The following is an 11651-nucleotide window of genomic DNA, read 5'->3' on the forward strand; positions in this document are numbered from 1 at the left end:
GACGCCAGCATCGGCGACCAGACACCGTGGCATCTGGCTCCTGCGCCAGCGCTCCAATCCCGCTCTCTCGTGATGGCTTTCCTGGTGCGGCGGCGGATCTTCCACGATCAACCCGCAAGGGGTCGCTAGCAAGCTGCGGCCGCTTGGCTCAAGCTTCGCGGTGATCGCGCCCGCCGCCGCACACTGACGGAGCCGTCGAGCGGGAATTGGCCCGCTCCAAGATGGAGTCCTCAGATGTCGCACGATCTCACTCTCGCCCAGAAAACCGCCTGGCACCTCGCCCGCACCCTCATGGCCCCCGTGGTTCTCTTCCAGGTCGACGACGAATTCGGCGTCCTGCCGGCCGACGAGCTCGACGATGCCGACGTCGAGATCCTCTTCGGGTACGATCCCTATAGCGGCGGCTGGTCGGTTCACTAACCGACCTTCCCCCGTCTGCCCTCAGGCGGCACCCCCGCGCCGTCTTTTTCCTTTCTGGCGCCCGCTCGCCGCCCGTCCTGCCCGTGGTCTTGGCGCAGCTAGGCGGTCGGCGCAACGGCGTTGCCGTCCTCCGCTCCCGCTGCGGCCCTTCGGGTGCGCAGCCAGCCTTCCTGCTCCGCCGCGGCGGACCCCGTGACGGGGCCGCGATCGGCGCGGCCTCCAGAACCGGAGGTTCATAAAATGAGCAGGAAAGAAGGAAAGGACCGCGCATCGACATCTACGCGCGGATCACCGACCGCGTCGTCGCGGAGCTCGCGAAGGGTGTCCGGCCCTGGATGCAGCCATGGCATTCTGCCAATGCCATCGGCCGCGTTACGCGGCCGTTACGTCATAACGGTCTGTCCTATAGCGGTATGAACCTGCTGCTGCTACGGCGGTCTTCGGCATTGACGTTCGCCCGTGCGGGGTGAAGGTCCCGCGTACAGGAAGGGCGATCTTCCTATGCGGCGCGGAGAGAAGCCGGGCGTGACGCCGGCTGCAATTTCCGTGCGCAAGCAGGTCACCGATACAAGAGCAATAGTGGCAAGAGCAGCACTGGGTGGCGCGTTCGCTTCGACTGGACGGGTTCGGACGGCACCCCTCGGCATTCTGAGGTCAGTCCACCGGAGGCAGAAAATCGCCGCAATGATCCGGAACTGGGGCTGTACGAGTAGGGGGCAGTCTGCGAGCTACCCGTGTCCAGTGATTGGCTTACGCGGCATTGCGCAAGACATCCCCGACTTCTCGCTTGGCGTCCTCTATCGCCTGTTGAGTTGCTCGCGGACCGAGCCATCGACGAATTGGAGGGTCCTCCGTGATCTGGTCGCCCAAGGCAGCCAAACATGAGTGTTGGTGATCGCCTGCTGCTGGGCGCGCAAGTCTGGCGCAGATCGTTTGCCCACTTGGCGAGGACCTCTCGATCTTCCTTCTGCTCGGTCATGTGCCCGCTGTCGCTATCTGCGGTGAACAGCCACTCGCGAGCGTCCAGGGGATAGAAGTAGCGGGCAAAGCGCATCACGCGCACCAGGCAAAGGATCATCTGGCGCGATAGCGGAATGTCGAAGGCCCGGTCGGCACCGCCCTTTGGGCGCGGGATGTGCAGGACGCGGCGACGGAGGTCGAGGTGTTGGGGCTTCGCTTCCATGAGTGCCGTTGGCCGGCATCCGGAAAGCAGGGAGAAGAGATGGAACTCGCGCCGGATTGGGTTGGGAAGCGCCGCGACTTGGCGGAACCAAGGAGGTAGATCGTCGAGGCCCATCCCGGTTTTGCGCCGTTCTTCCGGGTTCCAATCGACGACGCTTGCGGGGTTATCTGGAGGAAGATAGCGGTGGGCCTTGCGTGCGTGATTGTAGATGGCACGTAGCGTACGCATGCTGCCATTGGCTATATAGGGGCCATGCTCCTTGGTGATCTTGTCATGCCGGGCGATCACCTTCCCGGGATCCTCGGCCAGGTCCTGCAGTGGCGTGTCGAGCCAATTCTTGAAAAGACGCTCGACGTGGTCGCGATATCCTTCGACGGTGCCTTCGCTACGCCCCTTCCGGATCAGGTGTGCGTCGCGATAGCGCTTCCACGCGACCCGCAGCGTAACACCCATTGGAATAGGGTTCTGCAACGGTTCGGATGGCACCTCGGCCTCGGTGCCTGGTGGAGGAGCATCGGTTGCTGCTGGAGCGATTGGCTCGGGCTTCGGGCTGGGATGTTCACCTTTAGAGATTTGCGCGAGGTACGTCTTGGCGGTGGCGCGGGCCTCGCGTGTGGACATGGTCTCGGTGTCGCCGATGCGCACCGAAATCGAAGAGACACGCTATTTTCGTAGGTCCCCTTGGACAGCGAAGACTTTCGACCCCCGTCCGACAACGACATGGAAGCCTTTGAGCTTCGTGTCACGGGCGCGGTACTGCCCGGAAGCGGGTGGCTGAAGGTCATTGATCGCTCTGTCGTTAAGGAGGATACGGATGTCGGCCACGGCGTATTTCCTAAAAGTCTGGAGGTCTAGGGCCGAAAATTCAGCCGGTTCCAGACTCGCATGGGATTAGGTGGTGTGTCTACGCCAAATCCCGATGCACCGCGCAAATAACTAAGAAACAACATTAATTCACGGTCGTAGCGAAAACACGGATACGATAGAGAAGCGCCGAAAATAACTACGAATCTGGGGGTCAGGAGTTCGAATCTCTTCGGGCGCGCCAATAATTTCAATAGCGACATCTGATAGAAAAACGTAAGGGCAGTTCTTGCGCGCCTGCTGGCTGGCTGCGAGATCAGCGGCTCTCGGTCCGATCGCGCGCACCTGACCATCGCTCTTGGTATCAGGGAAATGGACATAACCCTGATCGGCGTGCAACCAGTCGCGCTTCATTCCTTGAACTTCCGATATTCGAAAAACCCGTCAGCAGCATTAGTCGCACTCCGGCCAGCGCGACTGGGTGCTCGTCATTCCTTTCGGCGACGCGCATCACCTCGCCCAGCCTTTTGATCTCAGCGACGCTCAGGCGGCGTTGCTTCTTCTTTCCGGCACGCTTGCGCACGCCCACTGCCGGGTTGGAGGTAATAACGTCGAGCCGCACTGCATGCGCAAAGAGGCTCTGGAGGGTCGAGACGGTTCGTGCCGCGACACCGGCGCCGCCGGTGGTGGCGCCGCCCCGGCCACCGCCGCGCGGTTTCGCAGTCCTTCCACTCGCAATGTCCGACTGCATGGCCTCAATGTCACCGAGCTTGAGCGCGCGCACTTGCCGGCGGCCGAGGAGCGGCTTGATGTGAGTTTCAATACGGCTCCGATCCATCGCTAACGTGGACGTTTTGATGGGACGATGACGGCGCCCCAGAATGCGCCCTGCCTCAGCTTCTGCCAGATACCAGTCGCACACCTCCGTGACCGTGATCGCGTCGCTCGAACTAGCTTTTGCCGTGGCCGGGTCCGCGCCACCGGCTACAGCACCCAGCTTGACTTTGGCCTGATTGCGGGCTTGCTCGACCGTCATCACTCCGTAGCGGCCGATAGTCATACGTCGGGTGCGGCCCTCAACGTTGCGGTACTGAACGACGAACGTCTTCAAGCCAGAAGGCACAACGCGGACGCCAAAGCCTCTTATTTCGCCATCCCACAGGAACGCCTGGCCTTTATCCGGGGCGTGTGGGTGTCCACGGCACGTTTGGTCAATTTTCCCATTTGTCGATAGGAACGAGTAGATGGAAATCGACCCTTGCCAAGGTTGGGGTCGCGTTCGAATCGCCTCAGTTTTCTCAAGAAAATCAAGCGATTAAGCGGCACCCTTCGGGGCGCGCGATCGTGGAGGTAAGTTTCGCTGCCTCCTCGAGCGGAAGCCCAACCAATATGGGGTTGCGAAACGCCTGACCCATGGTGAGGCAGGAGCCAGCAAGCCCGCCAGCTGCGACCCCGACCGTGTCGCCGCAGCGAAATACGGCATGCTGGCCGAGCCGGTATTCGCCGTCCGGCATACCCGAAGCCCCGGTGGCGTCGGTTACGGCGGGGGATTGCGCGCAGCGCTGCAAGCAGCGCGTCCTTGTCGGTGTGGTGTAAGTCGCTGATCAATTCGGCATGGGATGCGAAGGCGAGTGCTGCACCGATGCAGCCGGATTGCCGATGATGGAAGCCGCCCATGTATGCGTGACTCTGTCGACCCTGTGTCGAATCCAATCGGCCGCTGTGTCGAAATCGACCGAGGTATGGCCGATTGGACGCGGATGCCTCTGGCACGAAGCTAGGCCGCCACCTCGTCATCGGCGTCGGCTTCCGGCGCAAGGGTTTGATGGGCCGCTTCTCCCCCTTCCATGGCGTCGGCTCCGCCAACGCCATGGCAGTGAAGGTCGATGAAGCCAGGCATCAGGAACAGACCCTCGCCAGGTTTCCAGAGTGGTTCGATCGTCGACACCACACCATCGCGCCATGCCACCCTGGCTGACGACCACCGCCCATCGATGTAGACGTTGCCGACCGTGTCGCCAGACCTGGCCATTTCGGATTTCAAGCCAACCTTGCGCCAGACTTGGGATCGAAGAGCATTGCCCGGTCGAGATCGAGATCGATCCCCACCTGGGTGCCCTGAGACGCCACTCCTGCCGGAGTCCGGATTACCGCCGGCTGGCTCATGATGTTCAGCGTGACAATGTCTTCAGGCCCCGTCGGCTCGACCAGATCCACGATCGCAGTCGCCACAGGCTCGGAGGCTTGCGCGATCCGGATATTCTCCGGCCGCAATCCCATGACCGTCTCACCCGCTTCGCTTGGCTTCCAAGAATGCTCGGGGAGAGCGAATTCGGCTCTAGATCCTGAGCCCGTGACAGTGAAGCTCAGTCCAGCCGAACCGAGCTGAGCGCGTCCTTGCAGCAAGGTAATCGGTGGCGAGCCGATGAAGCGGGCGACGAAGAGGTTCACAGGATTGTAGTAGATTTCGTAGGGCGTGCCGACCTGCTGGACGTCGCCCCGGTTCATGATCACGATCTTGGTCGCCAGCGTCATGGCCTCGATCTGGTCGTGGGTGACGTAGACCATCGTACACTTGATGCGTTGGTGAAGACGCTTGATTTCCGCCCGGAGGTCACCGCGTAGCGCTGCGTCCAGGTTGGAAAGCGGCTCGTCGAAAAGGAACAGCTTCGGGTTCCGCACAAGCGCCCGCCCGATAGCGACGCGCTGTCGCTGCCCACCTGAGAGTTCCCGCGGACGCCGCTCCAGAAGCGGCTCGATCTTCAGGACCGCTGCCACCTTGTTGACGTTTTCCGCAATGGCAGCCTTGTCGAGGCCTCTCATCTTCAGAGGGAACCCGATGTTCTCCCGGACCGACATCGTCGGGTAAAGCGCGTAGGATTGAAACACCATCGCCACGTCACGGTCCCGGGCGGGCAAGGCGCTCACATCCCTGTCGCCGATCCGGATCTCGCCGGAGTCGATTTCGTGGAGGCCGGCAATCGCGTGCAGCAGCGTGGACTTGCCGCACCCCGAGGGGCCGAGGAGAACAACGAACGCGCCTTCTTCGACCTCGACCGAGACATCATTGAGGACGTTGACCGCTCCGTAGGACTTCGCAACATTGCGAACAGACAGCTGCGCCATGTGTTTCTCCTTAACCCTTGACGCTGCCGAGGGTCATGCCCCGCACGATTTGTCCCTGAACGATGATGCCGAGAATGACCATCGGAAGCATGATGAGCGTCGCGGCGGCCGTTAGCGCACCCCACTGGATGCCCTGGAAAGTCAGGAAGGATGTGATGCTGACGGGGAGTGTCTGCGTGTCGCGTCCGGACAGCACCAGGGCGACGAAGAACTCGTTCCAGGTGAACAGGACGCAAAGGATGAGCGTCGCGGCTATGCCTCCGCGTGCGGCCGGCAGGTAGATTCGGGAAAAGATCGCGAACTCCCGGGCGCCGTCGACCCGAGCCGCATCCCGCAGCTCGCGCGGTATGTCGTCGAAGAAGGTGATGAGCAGTGAAATGGCGAACGGGATGTTGATGAACGCGTAGACGGTAATCAGCAGCCAATGCTGGTTGAGCGCCCCGATGCGCACCGCGAGGTAATAGACGGGAATGACGAAAATCAGGGCAGGGGCAATGCGCAAGCTCAGGATGAACTTCTCCTGGCTGCGCCTTTTGGCGGCCTCCTGTTGCGTCATGCCGTAAGCTGCCAGGGCGCCTATCGAGACGGCGATAATGCTGGACGTCATGGAGACGAAGAAGCTGTTGGCGAAGGCACGCAGGAAGGTCGGGTTTGCCAGCACTCTCTTGAAATTGTCGAGCGTCGGCTCGAAGAGCCAGACCGGCGGGATAGCGAAGGCGTCCCTGGTCGTTTTGGAGGACGTGACGACGACCCAGTAGAGCGGGAACAGCACTGTCAGCAGCATGACCAGCAGGCCGAGATAGAAAAAGGTTCGCCGGATCATGGCCGTTCTCCCTTTCGGGGAAAGAGCACGCCATACATCGCCAACAGCGCCACATTCGTGAAGATTGTCAGGATCACGGCGATGGCGATGGAATATGAGATATCGAAATTCGTGAAGGCGACGATGTAGCCGTAGAAATTCAGCGTTTCGGTCGACAGCGCCGGTCCGCCTCTGGTCATGATGTAGAAGAGGTCAAACGCCTTGATACTGTCGATGGTGCGGATGAGCGCCACGATCGCGATGGCACGGCGCAGCATTGGCAGCAGCACGTACCAGTTGACCTGCCATTCGCGCGCGCCGTCGACACGGGCGGCGTCCAGCGGGTCGGTCGGCGCCGAATCGAGGGCAGCCATCGACAGGAGGATGACGAATGGCGTCCATTGCCAGATATCGGCGATGAGGACGGAGAAGAGTGCCACCTGCGTACTCCCGAGCCAGTCCACGGCTCCGATCCCCAGCAAAGACAGCACGTGGTTCGCCAGGATGTGGTGCTCGGTGTTCGGCCCGAACACATCTACCGTTTCACGGCGGACCTGAAGTCGCGCAAACCTGCTGTCGAGTCCATGCAGGCGCCGGTCGAACTGGTCGAGCCGACCGGCGCCGAGACGCTTGCCGTCCTCAGGCTAGGCGACCTGGAGATCACCGGCCGATTCGAGCCGGATGACGCTCCCGTCATGGACGAGACGATAACGCTCGGCATCGACATGTCGCGCGCCTGTCTGTTCGATCCAGCAACCAGGGCGCTTCTGTGATCTGATGTCCATGCAATTCGCGACTTACCCGAGCTTGACCGATCGCGTCGTGCTGATCTCCGGCGGCGCCTCCGGGATCGGCGCCGATATGGTTCGCGCTTTCGTGGCGAATGGCGCCCGCGTATGCTTTCTCGATGTGCAGGATGGACCCGCGGAGGCGCTGGTGCGCGAGCTCGGTGGCGTCGCCAAACAAGCCCCCCTGTACCTCCATTGTGATGTGACCGACGTTGATGCGCTCCAGGCTTCGGTAGAAGACGTGCGCGCTAAGCTCGGTCCGGTCGCCGTTCTGGTGAACAACGCTGCCGATGATCAGCGCCAACCCGTTGACGCGGTGACAGCCGAATATTGGGACCGCAGCTTCGACGTCAATCTCCGGCATCACTTCTTCGCTGCGCAGGCGGTGCATCCGCATATGAAGGAACTCGGCTTCGGCTCGATCATAAACTTCTCTTCCATCGCCTGGCGTTTCGGCGCGGACCAGATGGTGGCCTATGCCACCGCCAAGGGTGCCGTTGTGGCGCTGACGCGCGCATTGGCGCGGTCGTTTGGATCCGACAACATCCGCGTCAATGCAGTCGAACCCGGCGCCGTCATCACCGAGCGGCAGCGCCAACTGTGGTTCAAGACCCAGGACGCAATCGACCAGACGGTGCAGCGGCAACTGATCCGCCGCGTCCTGCTGGGCGAGGAGATCGCGCGGACCGTGCTCTTCCTTGCCGCCGATGACAGCCGCATGATCACGAAGCAGTCCATCGCCGTCGATGCCGGTCTGCGCTGATGCGATCGCTTCCAAATCGTTCAACGGAACTGCCAAGCTGATGTTTCGTCTCGGCCTCAACCCATACGGACTGACCTACACTCTCGGCCTACAGGGACGCGGCACGCCGCGGCATAATCCGGACGGGACGGGGCTGGGAGGCTTCATAGCGCTTGCGCAGGAACTGGGCGCACGCACGCTCGAGATCTACGAACCGTGGTTGACCGACTTGCCAGACCCCGAAATCGTCGACCTGCGCAGGCGTCTGGCCGCGCTCGACATCGTCCCGGTGGTCAGTGGCGGACTTCTGGTGGCCGGTCCGTTGGACAGCGCGTTTCGGGCGGCGCGCCTGCTCGAGGCGACAACGATCCGTATCGCACTGACCCCCGTCCTGTGCGGCGACCGCAACCTGTGGGGCCCGAAATGGAGCGAGTTCGACGCGACGATCCGCGCTGCCTTGACGGAATGGGGGCCGCGTGCGGCGGCTGAGGGCCGGGTGCTCGGCATCGAAAACCATCAGGACTTCGGCAGCGACGAACTGGTCGCGTTCTGCGAACTCGGTGGGCCGGGCGTCGGCATCACCTACGACACCGGCAACACCTTCCCTGTCGGCGAGGCGCCGCTTGCCTTCACGCGGCGCATCGCACCGCACGTCCGCCATGTCCACCTCAAGGACTATCGCGTGCAGTTCACCGATGAGGGCTATCGTCTGGTCCGCTGCGCGATCGGCGACGGCGCCGTGCCCTTCGCCGGACTGGCAGCCATCCTCGCCGAGCATCACGACACGCTGACCGCCGTGCTCGAGCCGGGCGCGCTGGAAGCCCGCCACGTTCGCTGTCTCAGCGACGATTGGTGGAACGGGTATGCGCCGAAGACTGCGCGCGAGTTCGCCGCCTGCCTGAGTGCTGCGCGCGTAAACCGCCTTGCTGACGACGCCGACTACCGGACGCCGTGGGAGCGCGACGATGACGGCGCGCTGGTTTCGTACGAGCTCGACATGATCCGGCGCAGCGCCGCCAACATGAAGAAGTTCGATTTCATTGCAATGGAGAAATCAGCATGACTGCCCGAGAACTCAGCGGCCTGACTGCCTTCGTGACCGGCTCGGGACGCGGCCTCGGCCGCGTCATGGCCGCCCGCCTGGCCGAACTCGGCGCAAACGTCGCCATCCACGATCTCGACTGGACCCGGCCGTCGCAATATGGCGAATTCGCAGACCTCGGCGAATCCGCCAGGGGTCTGGAAAAGCATGGGACACGGGTAACCGCGGTTACGGGCAACATCGGTGACAGGCAAGCCGTTGCCGAAATGAAGAGGAAGATTGAAGCGGAGCTCGGCGATGTGCACGTTCTGGTCAACTGCGCCGGCGGCGACATCGGCGCCAAGGGGGTAAAGCCCAGTCCCAACAACGCGCTCGACATCGACTATGAAGACATCAAGGTGCTGACCGAGAACAATCTCATCGGCACGATGCTGGTCTGCCAGGCGTTCATTCCGCCCATGGTCAAACGCGGCTCAGGCTCGGTGATCAACATTGCCTCAGCGGCAGCGCATATCGGATGCTCGCCGGAGGTGGTCTACTCCACGCTCAAGGCGGCCGTCGTGCATTATACGCGTTGCCTCGCCAAGGAACTGATCGACGATGGCGTGCGCATCAATGCGGTGAGCCCCGGCGCCACCAAGACGGCACGGTTCCAGGCGAGCCGCGTCGTCGATCCGGAGCGCATGGATTCGAGCAAGAAATCGCTGAACCGCTATGCCGAGCCTGAAGAGATCGCTGAGGCGGTGGCCTTCCTCGCCGGTCCGCGTGCGCGCTTCATCAACGGGCAGGTCATTCGCGTCGATGGCGGTTTCACTATCTTCCCAGGTTGAATCGCGACCGTTCACATGGCGAATTGTTGGGCTGAGCGCACCCAAATGAGCAGGGCCACGACTGCCCATTGCCGACCTTACTTCGTTGATGGGTTGCGACGTGCTCGCAGAGCCAGGAATCGACGGTGAAGTTCGGCAACACGTCAATTCTCTTGGCGACACGCTGACGTTACAGCCCGCCTGTATGCACCCACGCAATGGCTCAGATTTGTCTGGGTCGGTCTACTCGGCGCCCTGAGAAGGCGAAGATTCCGGATCGAGGCGCTTGGGCCACCGTGCGCCTGGGCAGAGCGACACGGTCCGGTCTATAAGCTCAGAGGCGCAACATTAGAAGTTGGGGGAACAGATGAGGGAAGAGAACGACATTCAGAAGTTGGTGCGCACGCTGCGTGCTCGAGCACCTGACGACGCGGCTGAATTGCTAGCCCGAGAGTCTCCCGAGTTAATCCGCGACGCACTAAAGTTGTTACCGGATAGGCACGCCCATAAGGTGGCGGAGTATTTGCCATCGCAAAGGAGGCCCATCAAATATCATACCGACGGCAAGGATCTCGCGATCCCCGAGGCCATCGTCGAGCTGATGGACCCGATCCCCGCCAGCGTTGCTGTCGGGACCACGGTAGCCGCCGCTGTCGAAGCCGTCAGGCGCGCGCAGGTGCCGAGCGAGTTGACTTACCTCTACATCACGGACGAGGGCGATAGACTGGTTGGCCTAGTGGTCTTGCGCGATCTGATGCTGGGCGAGGCCGACGCGACGGTGGATCAGATTATGCTGGCAAGTCCGTTCGTCCTTCACGTCGATATGCCTTTGAGCGAAGCCTGCAAGGCGGCGGTACGCCGTCACTACCCGGTCTATCCCGTGGTGGACGCGGAGAACCGGCTGCTCGGGCAGGTTCGCGGCTGGCGGCTGTTCGAGCAGCAAATCATCGAGATTTCTGCCCAGCCTGGCCAGATGGTGGGTGTCCAGAAGGAGGAGCGTTCTTTCACTCCGCTGTTTTCAGCCTTCTTGAAACGTCATCCGTGGCTGCAGCTCAACCTGCTGACGGCCTTCATAGCCGCTTTCGTGGTCGGCTCGTTCACAGGCACGATCGAGAAGATCGTCGCGTTGGCGGCGTTCCTCCCGGTGTTGGCCGGACAGAGCGGAAACACCGGCTGTCAGGCGCTGGCTATTACGCTGCGTGGCCTCGCCTTAGGGGATGTGGACAAACGACCGAAGCTGCACTCGGTGCTGAGGGAGGGAGCGCTCGGGATCGCCAACGGCTTGCTCGTCGGTCTGGTGGCGGCTGCGGCCATGTGGTTCTACGCTTCACGGCAGCCGGAGTCGGCATCCCAGGCGCCCATGTTGGCGCTTGTGATCCTGCTCGCCATGTCCGGATCGTGCCTCATGTCCGGGATCTCCGGCGTGCTGATCCCGTTGGGCCTGCGGCGGGTCGGTGCCGATCCGGCCGTGGCTTCCGCGATCTTCCTCACGACGGTGACCGATATTGTAGGCATGGGCCTGATGCTGGGACTGGCCACCATGCTCGTGCTGTAGGCACGCTCGACGGACGTGATCGCGGACGAGGACGTTGTTGCCTATGAAGTGACCTCGTCGGCGTTCAACAAGATAACAAAGGCTAAGCCGCACATCGCGCAGGCCGTTCTGAGAAGCATCGCCCGCCAGCTCTCTGAGCGCTTGCGCAACGCGACGGAAGACCTTCGGATGAGCTCCATGTGACCCTGATGCGTCGTGCGGCGACCAGATACGCGGAGAATCGCGCAAACAAAATTGATCTTGTCGGCTGCGCAATCCACCGCTGATTATGATTTGGCTTAGTTGCCGTTTGTAGAGAATACTTGCTGGAAGCCAAGCAACGCCGAGAAGATGTTTGACCAACCAGCGAAGGCGAAATGCGAATGAACGCGATAGTTTGT

The 11651-nt window shown here is 62.0% G+C and carries 14 protein-coding genes and 1 pseudogene; 8 read left to right on the forward strand and 7 right to left on the reverse strand.

Annotated elements, in window-relative coordinates; translation table 11 throughout:
• The first annotated feature begins 234 nt into the window (after window positions 1-234).
• Together AC0L18_RS15085 and AC0L18_RS15090 are read left to right on the forward strand one after the other, a co-directional pair.
• A complete protein-coding gene (locus AC0L18_RS15085; protein WP_473493057.1) occupies window positions 235-420 on the forward strand; it encodes a hypothetical protein in 186 nt (61 codons plus the stop codon).
• Window positions 421-660: 240 nt separating this feature from the next.
• A pseudogene (locus tag AC0L18_RS15090) lies at window positions 661-851 on the forward strand (ArdC-like ssDNA-binding domain-containing protein); the annotation flags it as partial.
• Between the two features lie 128 nt (window positions 852-979).
• On the opposite strand, the gene AC0L18_RS15095 reads toward AC0L18_RS15090, so the two are convergent.
• From AC0L18_RS15095 to AC0L18_RS15125, 7 genes are all read right to left on the reverse strand, one after another.
• Window positions 980-2248, reverse strand: coding sequence for a hypothetical protein (locus AC0L18_RS15095; protein WP_473493058.1), 1269 nt, complete (start codon window positions 2246-2248; stop codon window positions 980-982).
• 309 nt (window positions 2249-2557) lie between these two features.
• The gene (locus AC0L18_RS15100; RefSeq protein WP_473493060.1) at window positions 2558-2821 is read right to left on the reverse strand and encodes a hypothetical protein; all 264 of its coding nucleotides are present in this window, start codon (window positions 2819-2821) and stop codon (window positions 2558-2560) included.
• Window positions 2772-3530, reverse strand: coding sequence for an integrase arm-type DNA-binding domain-containing protein (locus tag AC0L18_RS15105; RefSeq protein WP_473493061.1), 759 nt, complete (start codon window positions 3528-3530; stop codon window positions 2772-2774). The genes AC0L18_RS15100 and AC0L18_RS15105 overlap by 50 nt, the downstream gene beginning before the upstream one ends.
• A gap of 654 nt (window positions 3531-4184) precedes the next feature.
• Window positions 4185-4439, reverse strand: coding sequence for a hypothetical protein (locus AC0L18_RS15110; protein WP_473493063.1), 255 nt, complete (start codon window positions 4437-4439; stop codon window positions 4185-4187).
• An 8-nt stretch (window positions 4440-4447) separates the two neighbouring features.
• On the reverse strand, window positions 4448-5533 hold the full coding sequence (locus AC0L18_RS15115; protein ID WP_473493065.1) for an ABC transporter ATP-binding protein: 1086 nt from the start codon (window positions 5531-5533) through the stop codon (window positions 4448-4450).
• Between the two features lie 10 nt (window positions 5534-5543).
• The gene (locus AC0L18_RS15120; RefSeq protein WP_473493066.1) at window positions 5544-6356 is read right to left on the reverse strand and encodes a carbohydrate ABC transporter permease; all 813 of its coding nucleotides are present in this window, start codon (window positions 6354-6356) and stop codon (window positions 5544-5546) included.
• Window positions 6353-6868, reverse strand: coding sequence for a carbohydrate ABC transporter permease (locus tag AC0L18_RS15125; protein WP_473493068.1), 516 nt, complete (start codon window positions 6866-6868; stop codon window positions 6353-6355). The genes AC0L18_RS15120 and AC0L18_RS15125 overlap by 4 nt, the downstream gene beginning before the upstream one ends.
• Between AC0L18_RS15125 and AC0L18_RS15130 the strand changes: the two genes are divergently transcribed.
• The 6 genes from AC0L18_RS15130 (at window position 6827) to AC0L18_RS15155 (ending at window position 11454) form a co-directional block, all read left to right on the forward strand.
• Window positions 6827-7108, forward strand: a complete 282-nt coding sequence (locus tag AC0L18_RS15130; protein ID WP_473493070.1) for a TOBE domain-containing protein — start codon at window positions 6827-6829, stop codon at window positions 7106-7108. The two genes, AC0L18_RS15125 and AC0L18_RS15130, sit on opposite strands and share 42 nt — an antisense overlap.
• 10 nt (window positions 7109-7118) lie before the next feature.
• Window positions 7119-7886 carry an SDR family NAD(P)-dependent oxidoreductase gene (locus tag AC0L18_RS15135; protein ID WP_473493072.1) on the forward strand — a complete coding sequence of 256 codons (768 nt, stop codon included), beginning with the start codon at window positions 7119-7121 and terminating at the stop codon, window positions 7884-7886.
• Window positions 7887-7926: 40 nt separating this feature from the next.
• Entirely contained in the window at window positions 7927-8928 is a 1002-nt protein-coding gene (locus AC0L18_RS15140) for a sugar phosphate isomerase/epimerase family protein (protein ID WP_091597531.1), read from the forward strand.
• Entirely contained in the window at window positions 8925-9737 is an 813-nt protein-coding gene (locus AC0L18_RS15145) for an SDR family NAD(P)-dependent oxidoreductase (RefSeq protein ID WP_473493074.1), read from the forward strand. The genes AC0L18_RS15140 and AC0L18_RS15145 overlap by 4 nt, the downstream gene beginning before the upstream one ends.
• A gap of 346 nt (window positions 9738-10083) precedes the next feature.
• Window positions 10084-11271 carry a magnesium transporter gene (locus tag AC0L18_RS15150; RefSeq protein ID WP_473493075.1) on the forward strand — a complete coding sequence of 396 codons (1188 nt, stop codon included), beginning with the start codon at window positions 10084-10086 and terminating at the stop codon, window positions 11269-11271.
• Window positions 11272-11286: 15 nt separating this feature from the next.
• Window positions 11287-11454 carry a hypothetical protein gene (locus tag AC0L18_RS15155; RefSeq protein WP_287226338.1) on the forward strand — a complete coding sequence of 56 codons (168 nt, stop codon included), beginning with the start codon at window positions 11287-11289 and terminating at the stop codon, window positions 11452-11454.
• Window positions 11455-11651 lie beyond the last annotated feature (197 nt).

Source organism: Mesorhizobium sp. WSM4819, assembly GCF_055811215.1.

Coding starts and splice junctions, on each gene's coding strand:
- AC0L18_RS15085 (WP_473493057.1), top strand. CDS start 235: ATGTCGCACGATCTCACTCTCGCCCAGAAAACCGCCTGGCACCTCGCC.
- AC0L18_RS15100 (WP_473493060.1), bottom strand. CDS start 2,821: ATGAAGCGCGACTGGTTGCACGCCGATCAGGGTTATGTCCATTTCCCT.
- AC0L18_RS15110 (WP_473493063.1), bottom strand. CDS start 4,439: ATGGCCAGGTCTGGCGACACGGTCGGCAACGTCTACATCGATGGGCGG.
- AC0L18_RS15115 (WP_473493065.1), bottom strand. CDS start 5,533: ATGGCGCAGCTGTCTGTTCGCAATGTTGCGAAGTCCTACGGAGCGGTC.
- AC0L18_RS15120 (WP_473493066.1), bottom strand. CDS start 6,356: ATGATCCGGCGAACCTTTTTCTATCTCGGCCTGCTGGTCATGCTGCTG.
- AC0L18_RS15135 (WP_473493072.1), top strand. CDS start 7,119: ATGCAATTCGCGACTTACCCGAGCTTGACCGATCGCGTCGTGCTGATC.
- AC0L18_RS15140 (WP_091597531.1), top strand. CDS start 7,927: ATGTTTCGTCTCGGCCTCAACCCATACGGACTGACCTACACTCTCGGC.
- AC0L18_RS15145 (WP_473493074.1), top strand. CDS start 8,925: ATGACTGCCCGAGAACTCAGCGGCCTGACTGCCTTCGTGACCGGCTCG.
- AC0L18_RS15150 (WP_473493075.1), top strand. CDS start 10,084: ATGAGGGAAGAGAACGACATTCAGAAGTTGGTGCGCACGCTGCGTGCT.